The sequence below is a fragment of the Bacteroides sp. HPS0048 genome (assembly GCF_964240755.1).
GTDB classification, from domain to species: Bacteria; Bacteroidota; Bacteroidia; order Bacteroidales; family Bacteroidaceae; genus Bacteroides; species Bacteroides nordii.
In genome coordinates, this window is record NZ_CAXSVC010000029.1 from 45,798 (window position 1) to 64,288 (window position 18,491).

At 41.3% G+C, this 18,491-nt stretch carries 10 protein-coding genes; all 10 read right to left on the reverse strand.

Features of this window, described 5'->3' with window-relative positions; genetic code table 11:
* Positions 1–16 precede the first annotated feature (16 nt).
* A complete protein-coding gene (locus ACESQI_RS18675) occupies positions 17–3,391 on the reverse strand; it encodes a DUF6443 domain-containing protein (protein ID WP_373126745.1) in 3,375 nt (1,124 codons plus the stop codon).
* Positions 3,388–6,954, reverse strand: a complete 3,567-nt coding sequence (locus ACESQI_RS18680) for an RHS repeat protein (protein WP_195349719.1) — start codon at positions 6,952–6,954, stop codon at positions 3,388–3,390. The genes ACESQI_RS18675 and ACESQI_RS18680 overlap by 4 nt, the downstream gene beginning before the upstream one ends.
* Positions 6,955–6,958: 4 nt before the next feature.
* Positions 6,959–8,128, reverse strand: a complete 1,170-nt coding sequence (locus ACESQI_RS18685; protein WP_002558892.1) for a T9SS type A sorting domain-containing protein — start codon at positions 8,126–8,128, stop codon at positions 6,959–6,961.
* Between the two features lie 68 nt (positions 8,129–8,196).
* Positions 8,197–9,963: a serine hydrolase gene (locus ACESQI_RS18690; protein ID WP_002558893.1), complete on the reverse strand. Its 1,767-nt coding sequence runs from the start codon at positions 9,961–9,963 to the stop codon at positions 8,197–8,199.
* A 206-nt stretch (positions 9,964–10,169) separates the two neighbouring features.
* On the reverse strand, positions 10,170–10,985 hold the full coding sequence (gene murQ / locus ACESQI_RS18695) for an N-acetylmuramic acid 6-phosphate etherase (protein ID WP_025868136.1): 816 nt from the start codon (positions 10,983–10,985) through the stop codon (positions 10,170–10,172).
* Between the two features lie 15 nt (positions 10,986–11,000).
* Positions 11,001–11,837 (reverse strand): ATPase, encoded by an 837-nt coding sequence (locus ACESQI_RS18700; protein WP_373126748.1) that lies wholly within the window; start codon positions 11,835–11,837, stop codon positions 11,001–11,003.
* On the reverse strand, positions 11,834–12,997 hold the full coding sequence (locus ACESQI_RS18705) for an acyltransferase family protein (protein WP_007483603.1): 1,164 nt from the start codon (positions 12,995–12,997) through the stop codon (positions 11,834–11,836). Before ACESQI_RS18705 ends, ACESQI_RS18700 begins: the two co-directional genes overlap by 4 nt.
* Before the next feature lie 36 nt (positions 12,998–13,033).
* Entirely contained in the window at positions 13,034–15,916 is a 2,883-nt protein-coding gene (locus ACESQI_RS18710) for an FAD-binding and (Fe-S)-binding domain-containing protein (protein ID WP_373126750.1), read from the reverse strand.
* Between the two features lie 2 nt (positions 15,917–15,918).
* Positions 15,919–17,157, reverse strand: a complete 1,239-nt coding sequence (locus tag ACESQI_RS18715; RefSeq protein ID WP_373126752.1) for an exo-beta-N-acetylmuramidase NamZ domain-containing protein — start codon at positions 17,155–17,157, stop codon at positions 15,919–15,921.
* A gap of 21 nt (positions 17,158–17,178) precedes the next feature.
* Positions 17,179–18,486 carry an MFS transporter gene (locus tag ACESQI_RS18720; RefSeq protein WP_373126754.1) on the reverse strand — a complete coding sequence of 436 codons (1,308 nt, stop codon included), beginning with the start codon at positions 18,484–18,486 and terminating at the stop codon, positions 17,179–17,181.
* Between the last annotated feature and the right edge of the window lie 5 nt (positions 18,487–18,491).

An 18,491-nucleotide genomic window follows, 5' to 3' on the forward strand; every position in this document is an offset into this window, starting at 1 on the left:
TTTTATTGATTGATTATTAATTCCAATGAGTTTCACCTTTCTCTTTGTATTGAGCATCTTTTAGAATTCTTTCTATTGTCTTTTGAAGTTCTTTCTTTTCTTTCTTGCTTTTTGCTGTTTTAATTTTTTGCTGTAGTTCTTTAACTCTCTTTTTAGTCTTTTCCATAGCTCTTCCACCATCACCATGTGGCATTCCTTTCGTAGACTTTTTCCCGGATCTTATACCAAAAGTACTAGTAGGCGAACCACCTGGAAAAATAGCCTCTTTAGCCATTTCTATACCTGCTTTCCTTATAAAACGTCCTGTTAATAAATCGTATACAGTATTGGTTTGTTCTATCCTTCCGGAAGCGGGAAGTCCATATTGGGTCCAGGCATTTCCTTGGTTTACATTTGTAGCTCTAATAGATATTCCTATAACATTAATTTCGCCATTAATGATTTTACTATAGCTAAAATAAAATGTCTCATTCTCGTCATTAAAAGTCAGTCTGTCTGTGAACTCTGCATCTGTAAGATGATCCCAGGATGAAAAATTGAATGAATTAGAATAATATTGTAGCATGTTTACAAGAGGCGAAAATAGAGAATTCCAGAACCGTTCTATTTCCACCGGATCGCTTGTACTCCAATAGTCCATTCCGTACGGGTCGATTCTGCTTATGGGATTTCCTCCACAATATACATATGGACTAAGGTTGTAATAATTCTCAGCATGTGGATCTACTGAGGTGAAACTCATAATCGCCGGATACATACCACGAGCCACATAATCGTATGTATCATATCCATGCATTTCAATGAACTCTTTACCGTTATATTTACGGTTTTGAACGTCTCTTCCTGTTCCTTCTGCCCAAGGCAGACCGCTCGGGTAGTACTGAATACGTTGTACAGTGGTAGCCGGGACTATCGTCCCTCTATAGTCTTTGTATGCGGCACGCCATACTTCCCGGTTATTACCTAAATGATCTTTACGATAATAATGGTAATCGGGCAGAAGAGAAGTTGAGTTAATCCTTGTAGCATATCCTTCAGGATTGAACACTTTTCCCAGCATATATACTCCCGGGTCACAGCCATTAAAGTCGTATTCTATATTATCAACGTAAAATGTGCCGGTTTCGTCTATTACATCCAGATCATATTCCCATTTACGGGTTTCTCCGATAGGTACAACTACCGGAGTAGCAAGCGTGAAGTTTCGGGTACTTAATCTCCTGCCGGAAGCATCATACGAGCTGATTATCTGATTACCATTTTTAAATTGGACCGTGTCAGGCAAGTTTAGTATATTATAGCGAACGGTAACGATGTTACGATCCAGGTCTTTCACCATGTTTCCATTGGCATCATAAGCGAATTCTTCAGTTTCGTTTGCCTTATCCTGATACTCTTTTTGATTGTACAGGTTACCGGAACCCCAGCCATCTGTGACTTTCTTTAGTTGATTACCATGATAGGATAATGTCAGCAGGTCGATAACATCGTCTTCGCCAAATCTCGTTACCTCTTTTATATTTCCATGTTTATCGTATTTGAATGACTCAGATAATTGTCCGGCATCCATAAATAGTCCATCCAGATAACAATAGTTTGATGTTAGTCGGTTCAGTGCATCATAAAAATAGATATAACCATTTTTCTTTCCGTTGTAAGTCCATGTGTTGCTGGATATATTTCCGTTATAACAAGGCTTTGCCAGTTCCGAACTATAAACAGGTTGATTGTAATAAATATTCTCCTCAAATGAACCGCTTCTTATTTGGGTTATCCAGTTCCGTATATTGTATTTGTAACAAACTGTGTCTGTCCGATTATGTCTGTATGTTGTTTGTAGTCGTCCTAATTCGTCGTATTCATTTTCGGACAAAGTGATGGCAGGATTACCATTTAGCCGGTAGCTTGTAGTGAGACGTCTCTCTGCCTGGTCATATGTATATGAATAAAGTTCGGACACATTGCCGTATCTGTTGCCGGAAATGGAACTCTCTTTAAGCACATTTATAGGTTTCCCTCTGAAATCTACTCTGTGGTATGCCGTTGTATACCCGCCCAAATGATTGCTTTGGCGAGTCTGTATGATGTTGTCTTTTTCATCATAATAGAATGCCTGAATAGTATATTTTCCACTTCCATCCAATAGATAAGTGCGTGTGCCTGTAAGAAGGCCTTTGGCGTTCGGTTTTGAACCGGAAGAAGAACTGTTTGATGTGAATGCTGTTCCGTAACCTTCTTTCTGTTTGTAAGATAATGAATCTCTTTGTGCAGGCGGTAGCAGTTCCAGAAAACGATAGTCATCATAGTAATTCACAGTTAGCATCTTGTCGGATTGCAGGTTGAAAGGAGTATTTGAATATCCCATCGCATTAGTTGTGATAAATGAATCGGTAACCGGTGAGTTTCCAAATTCCATAATAGCTTCTTCCAAGCTCATTTCGGCTTCATATTGTCCCATATAAATCAGTCTGCCGAAAATGTCATAATTGCTTGCTGTCCACAAATGCTTTTTCCGTTGGTTACCATCCTGGCTGAAAACCAATTGCCCGGCTTTATCGTATACCGTGTATATCGGTTCGCATCCGGGTAAGCGTTTGTATATGCAATTCCCTAAGTCGTCATATTTATAAATGAATGCGTATTGTTTTAACAATACATGGTCATCACTGACTTCACCTGCATTCAGTACATCCGAAATCATAGGAGGAAGTATGTAGCACGGCTGTCCCAATGAATTATAAACGTGATAGGTATTCACATCCCCTCCGGATGTCTGCAGGATGATGCGTCCGTTTTTATCTTTGAATATTTGGGATTCTTTTCCATCTTCATCGGTTGTGAGAAAACATTCGAGTGTTTTTGGAGGATAGTATCCGGCATTTTCAAGACGGTTTTGTGCATTCACTATATATTTTCTGACTTGGTTCGCGGTGTTGGCTGTATGTTTCAGTTTGCTGTGGTGCTTGTCCATATCGTCACCGGGTACCTGTATCCCTTCCAGATAATCATATCTGTAACGGGAGGAATAAAGGTTTTCCTTATAGGGCCGTCCATCCTGATAATAGGCTTTTGACAGTGTGGCAAAGTTTCCGGGTTTGATATATTCCTGGCTGTTTTCAACAGGAGTCGGCAGCCATTCTTTTGATACCCGTCCGCAATAATCATAGTCGATGTTGGTAACTAAATCTTTACCGGATGGCGTATGATTTTTCTGAACTTGTTGCACAGGGCGTCCCATGCCGTCGAAATATTGAATAGACACCTGTTCTGTTGTGCCCTCTGCATTCATTTTTGTATGTATGGAGATGTAGTTTTGATTACCACCGGATTGTGCATGTACGATAAATAGTGGTAATAAAAAAATTCCTGATAATAAGATGCTTGTTTTCATAAATATTCGCCGATATAATGAACTTGAATGGTCTGAAGCAGTCGATTATTAAGATCCCGTATGTTCTTGAGATTTCCGAAAGAGTCATATTCGTAAGATGTTTTGATACCTCTGGGGTCTGTGATGGAGGTTACTCCTACCAATAATTTGAAGGTCATTGTGGTTACCTGGCTATTTATAAGTACGTTTCTTAGATTATTTACCACATTCATATTAGGGGTATACGAATTGTATAATTGATTCACCATATAATCGCCACCTAAACTTTGCACTACGTTGGCAAATGTGGCATTTCTGATTTCTGCTACGGGATGTGTACCGTTGTAGGCCCAGAGGTAGACGGTGGATATACCTGAGGTCTCATCTGTAACCTGAACCAGCCTGTCACGATCATATTGGTAACTTTCCGTAAGGACGTTGGTCAATTGGTATAATGCCGGATTCTGGTTTTCGGTTATAAATTGCCAATTACCTAACTTATAGGAGGAGGCAAGAGGAAGATTGCCCGGATTTAATTTTGCTATGTATTTGGCTGTAAGTTGGCTTTTATCGTTATATTCGTTTCGGTATGCATCCGTAATCCTCCCTTGTTTTATAGAAATACAGGTATGTATTTTGTTTTTTCGGGTATATGTATAATATTGGGTAACTGTGTCTCCTTGTGAATCTATTGTAGAATATGATAAAGGAGCGTTTGCCATTATATTAGTACTGTATAATTTGTCTGCATAAGTATATTTTTGATAATTACTAGTAATATCTCCTGTTGCTTTTATTTCATTAATATGTTTATTGTAAGGAATAACTCTGTATTTGACAATTCCATAATCTTTATACATGTGAATTTTTCCGTATTCAGGACATTTAGAACTTACAAATTTCTGTTCGGTATAGTCTCCGACTATAAATAATGAACCCGTAATTACAGAAGTCTTTTCTTTCTCTTGTATATCATATGAATATTCTGTTACTTTTTTTTCATCTGTGTGTTCCGTTTTTCTTTTTAGATATCCTCTTTTATATCTTTTGGAAGTAAGTTTGAGCATGTCGGCTCTGACATAAGGCCCATATTGTGTCTCATCAATATCTGCACAGTCTAAATGATCTGCAGATGTTACATATTCATATATAATTTCATGTCTGTCGGCTCTTGCCGGATCTAAGGCATTTAGGTGTCCGTTCCGAATGATATTTTCTGTAACTTTAGAATATTCGATGTGGCTTCCTCCGTTTAGTGTGGTGGGGATACCATGTGAACTTAAACTTATTATGGAAGTTTCAGCTTCACACCATAGGCGGCAGAGTGAATTACCATTAAAGTCTAATGGTTGTTCTGGCTGATAAGCTTTGCTAATAATAGAACCATATCTGGGCATATATGTCAGTACTCCGCTACTGGGGGATGTCGGATCTCTACCATCTTCCGAATAATTATATAGTCGGACGATTGTATCATTGCCTGATATATTTTTAATTATTTTTATTCTACATCCTCCTGTTGGATATGTATCTGCTGCAATAGGAGTACGGAGAGTGAAATACTTAATATCTATTTTCCCACAATCAGTACAGTCGGGACCATCGAAAATATCATAAAAAATACCACATAAATCAGGTCTGTGCCCAGACCATTCTGTTCCTGGATTTTTTAGCTTAAATGTATATCTGCCACTTTGGGAAACAAATATTGGAATAGTACGGTTAAAGTTGTTTTTATTTATGCGGATGATTTGTCTGTTGTTATCCGGAAAGGTTATCTCCAGATATGGTAAATGGGTTGAATTATATATTGTATCATTAGACAACCATCCTTCAATACAGGTGTTATAACTTGCTGGATCTTCGTCTCCTAGTATGTTTGCTGGATAATATTGTGTGAAATCTATATATATAGATTGAGGAGTACCTATGTTGCAAGATGTTTCCAATATATAGTTGCTCTTTTTTCCTCTTAGCGTAAGATGGTGTGCAATAGTGTCACGATAGTTTTCTAATGTTTCAAAGAAAGAGTTATCTGATGCATCTGTTTGCTGGGCGGCTAATCCCAATTTAGAGAAAGTATTGGGCTCCCACAAAAGCTCTGTTTTTCCTCCTGTTGGATAAGTTATGCTTTGTAACATACCGATTGTCGCACCATCGGGAAATGAATGTCTACTTGATTCACCATAATAATAGCGTTTACTAAAGTAATTTACATGAGAAGGATATAAGCCACCATTGGGTACCCAATATCCCCAATGATCTCTTTCCCGAATGTTTTTATTGAATAGTTCATCTGTTGTATATGCTAATTTATAAGTTTGGATGATAGAAGTGTCTTCTCCTATAATTTGTAAACTGTCTAATTTTGTACGGTAACTGCCGTCATCAGTATTGAAACAGGAACGATAAAAGTTAATTGTTTTATAAATACTATTTTCGTCTAATTTATTGGGTATATAGATAATCTTTTTTAGTTGCGAGTGGCAACTATCCCCTTCGTATTCAAAACGAATCAAGCTGTTTTTGGTAACAATGGAACTTAGTAATACTTTGTCGGAAATTTTAGTAGGAAATGGAATTGTGGAAACTTTTCTGATCCACTCATAGACTTCATTACAATCTTCGTTAAAATGCATTTTTTGGAATTCAGAATCTATTATTGGATAATCTGTAATAGTACATTCAATGTTCTCCAAAGTACGATAATAGAATTCTATAACATTTTTTGCCGGAGTCGTGATGGAAGTTAGCCACCAGGCAGAAGGACAACGAAATGATTCTCTCCGATTAGTGCTTGGCTGAATAGAAGTATATTGAAAAGTTGATATCTCTCTCTTTGTAAATCTATAAACATATCCGTTAGCATCCGAAATACTAAAATCACCATTTGATGAACGCTCAATCGAAATATTATAATCACTTTGAATGATATAATCTTTATTTTCATCAATGACGAATACTCCCGATATTCCCATGAAATTGAAACTATATGTATCTTGTGCTGTATCAAAATGACCTTGGTCATACTGTTCGCCATAAATACTACTCATGTAACCGATTTTACAATAACTTCCATCTGAACGATATTGATCGGCAGGGTTATAATTAAATTCTCTTTCCTTAATCAGTTCTACAAAACTTTTTCTATCATCAGTGCCCGGGATATATGGAAAAAGGGGAGTGTTGAGTTTGTCATAACCTACTATTTTGTTAGTCTGGTCATACATTTCATCCGGCAATCCACAAATATTTCTGGAAATGGCTCCACCAACGCTAAGATTCCATCCTAAACCTATTGGTCCGTCTTCTTCCATTACTTTGATTCCGCCTCCGAAATAGTTTATTTTTATAGGGATGGTAATATCATATTCTGAAATATCCAATAATGGTATGTCAATATTTACTCTTCCTGTATAAAGGTCGGTTGGTATTTCTCCAAACTTTTCCAATGTTTGCGCTTCGGCTGACGGTCTGGTGATAACCGGAATAGGCTCACTTTGTGCTGACAAGAAGAGAGAAATACAAGATAAAATTCCTACCAACACAATCTTCTGTTTTAATAAAGCCACTATCTTTTTCATAGTATTATCCTTTTATTATTTTTTCACTGAATACTTTTTCATTCACACAGATTTGCAGGATATACTCTCCTTTGGGATATTTATCCATATCGATGTAATGTTGATATACTCCTCCGGGGTAATTTTTTACGGTATAATGAGTAAGCTGTTGGCCTGCTATGTTGTACAATCTATAAGAAATAGCTGCATAGTCAGAGAGATAGAATTCAAAAGTTAATTCTGTTTGCACAGGGGTGGGATAGACATTGTATGAAAAGTCTAAAGGTAAGTCGTTTGAGTTGTCTTGACTTTTATGATCGTCTTTCTCATTCTTATGGACGGTATCTGCCAGTATTTTTTTCTGTAAATCCAGATTGGCGGTATCACTTTGCAGATACATGTGTTTGCCCGGTGGGTAGAAGAATGCCGTAGAAAAATATGCTGTTTTTAAACTATCAGACAGATGGCCGGTACGTATTGTTTCGAAGATGGGATAGCGATATCCTGAAGCGTACCATTGATAGGTTTCTACAATAATGGTACGTTCGTTCTGTCTTATAATATTGTCGATGGAATCTTCCGGCAGAATCCGGTAAGTCGGGGTATTCATGTTTTCGGATAGAACCTTTAGGGGAGAAATCGTTTCACTGATTAATTTGGTCATTTTTATCCGTAACACGTGCTTTAGAGTATCTTTTCCGGGTAAGATAATCATTCCATATGCATCGGCTTCGGTCGTATTTCGTCCCACCGTAGAGATGTGTAACCGTCCGCAATATTTCCCTTCTCCCTGATAATAGCCTTGAACTTTGTCTCCATAATGCATGGGAAGCTGCAAAAGAAGTTCAGGTTTAGAGTTTTCGATTTGAGTAGTTGAATTTTCAAATCCCCATAACCATACCGAATCCTTTTGCCAATCATAATAATAGCGGGTATGGTGTTCTCGCCCTACAATCATAGAATCAACCCCTTTTCGGGCGGAATAAATGAGCGTATACTTCTTGTTTATCGGAGATAATTTTCCGAAATCCCAAAGTACATCTTTGCCTGACCGGCCAGGAGCCTTATATTCTATTTGCTGTTTGACAATGGTGTCATTGACTCTGAATTTATTAAGTTCAGAAGTGAGACTGCATTGAGAATATAAATCGATCATTCTCCAAAGGCATAAAAAGAACAGTAAACTGTGTTTCATAGGATATTGTTATAAAGGTTATTTGTGTGCTGTTACGATGGGGGAGGAAGGGACCGAAAGTCTTTGTCTTAAAGATATTTCTTCAACTTCCTACTCCATATCTGATACCCTTCTTCCGTCAGATGTAATCCGTCTGTCGTCAGTTCCTTTCGTAGAATATTTGTTCCCTTTTCTGCAAAGAGAGGGAATAAGTTGATAAATGGTATTTTCCGGGAAGTAGCGAGCGTTTCCAGTTTTCGGTTAATTTCCGGTACGATGTCTGTTTTATCGATCATTGTTTTGTATTTACATACGGATTCATTGATAGGGAGCAGGCTTTGCAGATATAGTTTGGTATCGGGTGATTCTCTCTGTATTCTGTCTATCAGGAGAGTAATAAGAGTCACGACACTGTCTGCTGTGAGGTCATGTGATACATCATTGATGCCTATCAATAAAAAGAGCTTTGCCGGATGCCCGGGGAGAATCTGGTGCAGACGGTCGTATACACCCATTGCTTCGTCTCCGATGATGCCCCGGTTACGTACATGTTTCTTTTTTAGTCGTACTCCCCAGTCTTTGCCGCCTTCGGTGAGGCTATTGCCCAGCATGACGATATCTTTGGGGCTGATGGCCGGCTCATCTTCAAATTCGAGAAAGCGTTTGTAGTAATGTTCAGTATATGTCCGCTCGGTAGGGTAGATAGAAGCAGCAACGGCGTTGGCTACCAGTGAACGAAGCCGGGTTGCTTTACCTTTGTCATCCGGATGTACGCTGTTGGTCAGCAGAATAACGGCAGTGTCATTGTCGGGATCAATGGTGATGGAAGTACCTGTATATCCTGTATGTCCGTAGGTGTTTGGTCCAAACAGATCACCGTTATTAGATGCATACGGAGAAAAGAGATCCCATCCTAATGCGCGTCCCAGACCGGGGATATGCCGGGGAATACTTCTCATTGTTTTTACTCCTAATGGACTGAGGATACGATGTCCGTTATATTCTCCGTTGTTGAGTAACATTGCAGCGAGTATAGCCAGGTCATTGGCATCGGAGAAAACACCTGCATTACCCGAGACACCTGCGTTCATGATACGTGCCAACGGATCGTGAACAATTCCTTTGAGAATACTGCCGTCCTTTTGCTTTTCGGTAGGAGCACACCGTTCCAATGTTTCTCCGGTAGGACAATAATCGGTATGTTGCATACCCAACGGATCAAAAATATGCGTTTTTGCAAAATCACGCAGGCTTTGTCCACTGACTGTTTCAATGACATGTTGCAGGGCAATATAGTTGAGGCAGCTGTATTGGAAGTCTGTTCCCGGCTTGAAATTAGTTTTGCAACCGGAAATGTATTCTATGAGCCCTTTAGGATTCGGAGCACCATATTTAGCCGTTAATTCCTTAACCGGAGCATAAGGTGGGAGTCCGGAAGTGTGTGTCATGAGGTCGGTGATACGGATATCTTCGGAGAATCCCGGAATATAGAGACTGACACGGTCTGTAAGCCGGAGTTGACCGCGTTCAATGAGAATCATAGCACTGATGGCGGTTGACATGGCTTTGCTCACGGAAGCCATGTCAAATACGGTATTGACATCCATCTGCTCTGTATCAGGGAGCAGTTGCTTATTTCCATAGGCTTTCAGATAAGCCAATTTGCCATGGCGTACGACGGCAAGTACAGCACCGGGAATTTCTTTGTTGTTTATAGCTGTTTCAATAGCTTTATCAGCATATGTAAGTTGACGGGAGTTCATGCCTGTTTGTTCGGGAGCTACGCGTTGTAACGGTTGTCCCAAGGCCTGGAAAGAGAGAAAGAATAGGCTCAATATTAGGAAGGATGTTTTCATATGAATACGTAGTTTAGATAAAGTTGGATAAGATAAGTATGGTATTATTGAAACGCGGATTTATCCGGATTTTCGCAAAAAGAAACAGATGTAAAAGAAAGAATTACTGTCTTTAATTCTGCGTTAATGCGCATAAATCCGCGTTTTATCAAATAAAAGTAATACTCTATGAAACTTGGTGGCCTTTGTGGTAAGCTGAGTTTTATTTATTGTCCCGCTTTGTAAGCGTCTACGGCTTTTTTTACCGAACCATGCATCAGCAACAGGGCTTTTGCCTGGTCATAGTCCAATCCAAGCTCTTCAACGATCATACGCGTGCCACGGTCCACTAATTTCTGATTGCTGAGTTGCATGTTAACCATTTTGTTACCTTTCACACGTCCCAGCTGGATCATTACAGAGGTAGTGATCATGTTCAGGATCATTTTTTGTCCTGTGCCCGATTTCATACGTGAACTTCCTGTCACGTATTCCGGCCCTACAATCATCTCAATAGGAACATCGGCTTCTGCTGCCATGGGTGAATCGGGGTTACTGGTGATGCATCCGGTTAGAATCCCGTGTTCGCGCGCAGCATGCATGGCTCCGATGACGTAAGGAGTGGTACCCGACGCAGCAATACCGATAACCGTGTCTTTATCATTGATGTTATGTTCCATCAATTCTTCCCAGCCACGGGTTGTATTATCTTCGGCATTCTCTACAGGGTTACGAAGGGCTATGTCCCCACCGGCAATCAACCCGATGACCAATGTGGGAGGCATACCGAAAGTTGGAGGTATTTCCGAAGCGTCAAGTACTCCCAGGCGTCCGCTTGTTCCGGCACCCATATAGAATATACGTCCTCCCTGCTTCATGCGAGGCACGATTTGGCTTACCAGTTTCTCTATTTGCGGAATGGCCTTTTGTGTGGCAAGGGCTACTTTCTGGTCTTCCGTATTGATGTCTTCCAGTATTTCCCGGACAGACTTTTTCTCTAAATCGTTGTAGAGCGAAGGTTGCTCTGATATTTTGATAAACATTGGGTAAATTATGATTTATGAATTATGAAATGTCATCAGACCTTGCATGGGGCTTTTGACGATAACTCCTATTTGTACTCCCAGTTCTTGGGCGGCTTCGTGTAATACCTCCTGATAATGGTAGGCAACGGAGCCGATAAAATGTGCCGGATAATTCTGATAATCATACTGCATCACGTTACGTTTCAGGAAAGCTTTGAAACTGCCAAGAACGAGTGCATGCACAGATGACTCGTGAATGTTCTCTGCCAGAAACGGAGAAAGGCTTGCCAGGAAACGGTTTGGGAACGGCTGACGATATACGCGGTCGATAATTTCGGGAGGTGTCAGGCCGTTTTTTTTCATAAACTTTTCTTTCAATTCCGGGGTCATCTGGTTTTTCAGAATGTCGCCTACCAGAAGTTTTCCTAATACAGCACCACTGCCTTCGTCTCCCAAAATGAATCCTAACGGGGAAACATTGTTCACAATCTTTTCGCCGTCATAGAAACAGGAGTTCGAACCGGTTCCTAAAATACAGGCGATGCCCGGTTTGTGTCCACACAAACTACGGGTGACAGCCAGCATATCCGTATTGACTTCAATGCCATTCTTGACGTTCAGATGGAGAGAGAGTGCATTGTGCATCATTGGCACCTTGTCCGGTACACATCCTGCTCCATAAAAATAAACAGCGTCGAGCGCATTGGTTTCCAGATGGGGGAGTAGTGCAGTAGCTATCTCATTCCCTATTTCTTCCTCTGATTGAAAGAAAGGATTCATACCTTTCGTAACTATCTGTCGGACGAGTTGTCCTTGTCCTACAACGCACCAATCGGTCTTTGTAGAACCACTATCTGCTATTAATATCATATCTTTATATATATTTTTTTCTTATACAATAGGTAACCGATGCTCCAGTTGAGTATCACAAATAGAAGGGCGAATGCTAATGAACCGGGGTAATCGCCCAATAGAGGCTGAAGAATACCGCTATAAATGTAACCATGCAGGCTGGTTGTTGCTCCGTCCAGTGTAACTCGTATGTTCCCCAATAAAATAGAAAGTACAGCTGCCAGTACATAGATAAAGAGTGGATTTACGCCAAACGATTCAAAGAACCGGCTCCACGATTTATAGCCTTTTACATCGATAATCCAAATAAGTAGTGCCAGGAAACTGGAGCCTAGTCCACAAGTGACAATGGCGAAGGTAGGCGACCATATTTTCTTATTGATCGGACAGCCGTAGCTGAGCAGGAACCCTAAAAAAGTAAGAATTGTTCCGATAAGGAACAAGCGTTCGAGTTTTTCGTTGATGTCCTTTACTTCCATTAGCAATTTGCCAACACAGAAACCTATCAGCACGTGTGCAATGGCCGGGATAGTACTTAACAGTCCTTCGGGATCGATACCGTTATCCTTGTACATATGTGCTTCACCAAGTACAGCACGGTCAACGACGGAAAGTATGTTCGTGTCGTTATATTCGAACCCATTACCAGTGATAAGCAGGATAAAATAACCTGCCAATAAAGTTACAATCAGATAGGGGATATATTTGTGCTTCATTGTTAAAGCGATGATAGCAGTTGCGCCATAGCACAGTGCTAAGCGTTGCATCACTCCTAAAATACGGATATGATCGAAAGTCCAGACTGATTGCCCAAGCCGTGATAAAAAAGAGATTTCTTCACCGGAAAGAGAATTCCAGGTACGGCAAAACATAGAAAACCAGGCGATGCCCAGACCAATGGCAAAGATGACAATGGTACGTTTAAGAATCTTCAGGGCGGCTGAGTGACTGAATTCAAAGTTATACTTCCGCAGGGAAATGTAAGTAGATATTCCCATGATAAACATGAAAAAAGGGAATACAAGATCGGTTGGTGTTAAACCATTCCATTTAGCGTGTCCTAACGGGGCGTAGACGTATGACCACGAACCGGGATTGTTCACCATAATCATTCCTGCTATGGTGATACCTCTTAATATGTCGAGGGCTAAGAGACGTTTGCTGGTTGTTTTATTCATTTCTAATGGCTTTATGTGTTAAGTTTATATTTGGGGTTAACGGGCTTTAGTACATTCGTCTACCAGATAGGCGATAGACACATAGGCAATACCTGTGTTGGTAGTAAGGCCAATTTCGCAGGTACGACTATTGGAATATCCGGTTTGTATTCCTGCTTTTTCCAATTGCGGACGCAACTTGCGTAAAGCATAACTGTTGACTTCCGGATGAGTAAAACCTTTGTCTCCGGCAAAACCGCAACAACCTACCTCTTCGGGTATGATGACCTGTGTGGAACAGAGCCGCGCCAGGGAAAGCAGGGTGTTTGCCAATCCCATTCTACGCATAGAACAGGTGATGTGAATTGCTACCGGACGATTGATGGGGGTGAATTCCAGTTTATCACGTAAAAAGACATAGATGAATTCTGCTGGTTCATATAGCTTCATTTTTTTTATGGTTTCACGCATACGATGAAGGCAAGGGCTCTGGTCGCACAATACCGGATATTTTCCATTTTCGGAAGCCTCCCATAAAGAAGCTTCCAGCTCTGCTGATTTTTGGTCGGCAATATCCGGCATGCCTTTGCTTTCCCAAATCGTACCGCAACACAGTTTTTCCATATCTTTTGGGAAGATAACTTCGTAACCCGCTTTTTGCAGGAGGGATAACATCTTATCTACGAGAGGTTGGCTTTCACGTGATTTACCGGGTAACCCCATTGTCTGGTTGATACAACTGGGAAAATAAACAACCTTATTTAATTGAAAGTTGAAAGTTGAAAATTGAAAATTGGCTGTGCTGTTACCCTGCATGTTTTTTTCCTTCTCCATTCTCCCCTCTCCCTTCTCCCTTCTCTTATAGCTTTTGGGCATAGCCGGAGTCCATTGTGGGATACCCAAGACATTATGCATTCCTTTGGTGAGGGTGGTCATAGCAGAAGTTCCTAATACGGAATGGGCTGCATTTGCGAGGGTTAACATCGGACGCAGGCAACTTTTTATACCGGCAAAATGATTGGCGGCAAAGTTTCCTACAGAATAGCCAAAGCTATTTTGCGGAAGCTCTTCCTGACGGATGTCGTGCGTCAGGTCACCTGTGTTGATACCCATGGGACAGGACATTGAACAAAGGCCGTCTCCGGCGCAAGTCTGGTTTCCGGGGTAGCGGTATTGTTTTTGTAGAGTGGCGAGGCGTTCGGGATCATTACCGTTTTGTTTCAGCCTGGATATCTCACGGCGTAATACAATGCGTTGACGTGAAGAAAGGGTAAAACCACAAGTCAGGCAATTGACTTCACAAAAACCACACTCGATGCATTTGTCTACATGTGGATTCGTGAGTGGTAACGGCTTGAAGTTTTTGATATGGCACAGTGGGTCATCATTAAAGATAACACCGGGGTTTAACAGATTTTGCGGATCGAAAAGCGCTTTTACCGCTTTCATAATCTCATAGGCTTTCTCACCCCATTCGTATTTTACGAACGGTGCCATATTACGTCCCGTACCGTGCTCGGCCTTTAGTGAACCGTCATATTTATCCACCACTAATGTTTTGACATCATTCATTAGTTCTTCGTAGCGTTTTACTTCGGCATCGGTACTGAAAGACTGATTAATAATGAAATGATAGTTACCTTCGAGGGCATGTCCGTAAATACAGGCGTCATCATATCCATGGCGTGCAATGAGTAGCTGTAACTCAGCTGTTGCCTCGGGTAAGTCTTCTATGTGGAAGGCTACGTCCTCGATGAGGCAGGTTGTTCCCGGTTGACGGGTTCCTCCCACAGAGGGGAAGATCCCCGAACGAATGGCCCAGTATTTGGAGTATTCTTCCGGTTTGTCTGTAAAACGAACCGGTATATAAGTATCGAAGGATGCTAAAGTCTCTTCTATGGCAGTTATGTTTTGAGCAAGTTCTTCTTTACTATGTGCTTTAGTTTCTGTAAGTACAGCTGTTAGTCCCTTACCAGTCGAATCGTTGACGGATGCCAGAGATTTCCAATCAAGCAGTTCGGCACCTTTCACAATCCATTCACCTTTTTCGTTGGTGAGTTTCTTCATTGCCACCACCGCCCGGCATGCTTCTTTGATGTCGCTGAAATAGAGCATTGCACTGGCTTTGTGAGGATAATCATACTCCGTTTTCATAGTTACCTCGGAGAGGAAAGCCAATGTACCTTCCGAACCTACCATTAAATGTGTGATAATATCAAACGGGTCATCGAAGGCGATGAACGGTAGTAGATTTAATCCGGTGACGTTTTTAATAGAGTATTTGTAACGAATGCGTGCGCTCAACTCTTCATCTGTACGAATCAGGTCGCGTAGTGTCTGAATTTGTGTAATGAATCCGGCATGTCTCAACAGGAACTCTTGTTTACTGATATCACTGCCGGTATCCAGTATCGTTCCGTCCACAAATACAATACGTGCCGACAATAACATTTTGTCACTATTGGCATGTGTACCACAATTCATACCCGAAGCATTGTTCATTACGATACCGCCTACCATGGCACTTTTTACAGAGGCCGGGTCGGGGGCAAATTTACGTCCGAAGGGCTGTAACAGTTCATTAACACGTTGTCCGATAATACCGGGCTGGAGGGTTATTTGTTCGTAGTCGGAGGAAATACTGTATTTCTCCCAGTGTTTTCCTGCCACGATAAGGATAGAGTCACTGATGGCTTGCCCTGATAAACTGGTCCCCGCTGCACGGAAAGTTACCGGCAACAGATGACGGGTTGCCGCACATAATAAATCCGAAACCTCCTGCTCATTGGCGGAGCGGATTACAATTTGGGGAATGAGGCGATAAAAACCTGCATCCGTTCCCCATGCCAACCGGCGAAGTTCGTCAGTATAAATTCTTTCTTGCGGGATGAATTGTGAAATCTCCTGCAAAAATGCCAAGTGCTTACTTCCTTTATTCATTTCTATTTGTATAAATAATATTTCTTTGACAGTTGGCGGAAACTATCCACGTCTTTATACCAATAGTCGCGGATATCTTCCCAGCGATTACGTTTACTGAACCGTTCGCGTATTTCGTTTGAACCACTTACTTTATCAAACATGTCAAAACGTCCTTTATCTGCATGGTCAAATATAGCATGTTCCGGATAGAGAGTGGCTATTTCCTGCATGACAAGGAATTGTATTTCACTCAACGCAGCTTTCCGATAGTCCATGATATGCACTTGTACGCCTTGCAGATGTTCGCCTTTACCTACAGAATAGAACGGTTTAAGATGTATCGGGCGGAAGATGACTCCGGGCAACTGTAACTTATTCAGATTATCTGCCAGTTCTTCAGCTTTCACCCAGGGAGCAGCAAACATCTGAAACGGAATAGTATAGCCCACTCCGATAGACATATAACCGAGTTCTCCAAGTATTCCCGATACAGGATAGAAGAAGGCAGAGTGCGGATGCGGGATGTGCGGAGAGGAAGGAATCCATTGTAAACCTGTTTGAACATAATCCATTTTACGTTTCCAGCCTTTCATTTTCACCACGTGCAGGTTGCACTGTTTGCCTAACATCTTTTCACCGTTCAGCATCAGGGCCAACTCACCACAAGTGAGTCCGTAAAGGTACGGAATCTTAAATTGACTAACAAAAGAAATGTATCCCTCTTCTGCCAGGTTACCTTCAATTTTTTCCCCTCCTACCGGATTGGGACGGTCAAGTACGATAAATTCCTTTCCATTTTCGGCAGCAGCTTCCATAGCTACCCCCATAGTACTGATATAGGTGAAAGAGCGGCAGCCGATATCCTGTATGTCGTATACAAGTACGTCGATGTCTTTCAGCATTTCCGGAGTGGGTTTGCGTGTTTTCCCATAAAGAGAATAGACAGGCAGTCCGGTAGAGGAATCGGCTGAATTATCGACTTTATCTCCGGCATGGACATCGCCCCGTACACCATGTTCGGGGCCATATAATGCTACCAGATTCACGTTGGGGGCTTCGTGAAGAATGTCAATCGTAGATTTCAGCCGGTTGTCTACACCGGTAGGATTGGTGATCAGTCCCACACGTTTACCTTCGAGGCATTTGAAGTTCTGTTCTTTCAGAACTTCAATGCCCGTCTTGATTTTGATTTTCTGTGCCTGTGTGGTGAGGGCCAGCAGGCAACAAGTGCTAAGAATAATAAATCGAAATTTGTTCATAAGTTTTTCTGTTTCGAATCGTTATTGTTTTTCGGGGGTTTCTGTTTCTGCAACTTCTTCTTTTTTACCGTAATTAGGGTCAATCTTAATAAATGCGCAAACAGCAATGGTTGCTGCACAACAGATCATTACCCAGATAAAGAATTTCTCGTAACCGATATGTTCCTGTAACCAACCGGCCATCATGCCCGGTAACATCATACCCAGTGCCATGAAAGCAGTACAAATGGCATAATGTGCCGTCTTGTGTTCGCCATCCGAATAATAAATCAGGTAAAGCATATAGGCTGTAAATCCAAATCCATAACCAAACTGCTCTATAAATACACAAATGTTAATGGTAAGAAGGTCTTGTGGTTGGAAATATCCGAGATAGACAAATGTAATACAAGTCAGGGAGATGCTCCATGCCATGGGCCATAGCCATTTCTGTAATCCTCCTTTGGCTGCACAGATTCCTCCGATGATTCCTCCGAGGGTAAGTCTGATAATACCGATAGTACCATATACCCAACCCACTTCGGCCGTGCTCAATCCTAAGCCTCCTTTTTCAATAGGGTCCAGCAAAAAGGGATTGATGAGTTTTACTAATTGGGCTTCAGGCAAACGGTAGAATAACATAAAGAGAATGGCAACACCTGCTTGTGGTTTTTTAAAGAAAGAAGTAAAAGTAGCAAAGAACTCTTTGAATATATTACTTGCCGTGACATTGCCTACTGCCGGTTTATCAGCGGAAGGATGTGGAAGGATATAGCTGTGATACAAATAAAATGCAATAAATAATCCCGCAAGAATATAAAATGTGATACTCCATGCCATGGCTATAGTGGAAGTCCGTTTTTCCAGTTCTCCTGCCAGTACAACCAGAAGTCCTTGCCCCGCTATAGTGGCAATGCGATAAAAAGTGCTTCGTATTCCGACATACATGGCCTGGTCTCGTACACTTAAAGCCAGCATATAAAATCCGTCAGCGGCTATGTCGTGTGTTGCCGAGCTGAAAGCCACTAACCAGAATATAGCGAGAGTTATCTGAAAGAAATTAGGCATGGGAATAGTAAAGGCTATTCCGGCGAGTCCGGCTCCTACGAGAAGCTGCATGGTCACTACCCACCAACGTTTTGTTTTTAATAAGTCAATAAAGGGACTCCAGAAAGGTTTGATTACCCAGGGAAGGTATAGCCAACTGGTATATAGAGCAATATCTGTATTAGAGATACCTAACTTTTTGTACATAATAACTGAGATAGTCATTACGGCTACATAAGGCAGTCCTTGTGCAAAATAAAGTGTCGGTATCCATGCCCACGGTGATAGTTTCTTATTTTTCATAATGA

Excerpts from the sequence above, each read along its gene's own strand:
- ACESQI_RS18680 (WP_195349719.1), bottom strand. The coding sequence starts at position 6,954 with ATGAAAAAGATAGTGGCTTTATTAAAACAGAAGATTGTGTTGGTAGGA.
- ACESQI_RS18705 (WP_007483603.1), bottom strand. The coding sequence starts at position 12,997 with ATGAATAAAACAACCAGCAAACGTCTCTTAGCCCTCGACATATTAAGA.
- ACESQI_RS18675 (WP_373126745.1), bottom strand. The coding sequence starts at position 3,391 with ATGAAAACAAGCATCTTATTATCAGGAATTTTTTTATTACCACTATTT.
- ACESQI_RS18710 (WP_373126750.1), bottom strand. The coding sequence starts at position 15,916 with ATGAATAAAGGAAGTAAGCACTTGGCATTTTTGCAGGAGATTTCACAA.
- ACESQI_RS18690 (WP_002558893.1), bottom strand. The coding sequence starts at position 9,963 with ATGAAAACATCCTTCCTAATATTGAGCCTATTCTTTCTCTCTTTCCAG.
- ACESQI_RS18720 (WP_373126754.1), bottom strand. The coding sequence starts at position 18,486 with ATGAAAAATAAGAAACTATCACCGTGGGCATGGATACCGACACTTTAT.
- ACESQI_RS18700 (WP_373126748.1), bottom strand. The coding sequence starts at position 11,837 with ATGATATTAATAGCAGATAGTGGTTCTACAAAGACCGATTGGTGCGTT.
- ACESQI_RS18715 (WP_373126752.1), bottom strand. The coding sequence starts at position 17,157 with ATGAACAAATTTCGATTTATTATTCTTAGCACTTGTTGCCTGCTGGCC.
- murQ (WP_025868136.1), bottom strand. The coding sequence starts at position 10,985 with ATGTTTATCAAAATATCAGAGCAACCTTCGCTCTACAACGATTTAGAG.
- ACESQI_RS18685 (WP_002558892.1), bottom strand. The coding sequence starts at position 8,128 with ATGAAACACAGTTTACTGTTCTTTTTATGCCTTTGGAGAATGATCGAT.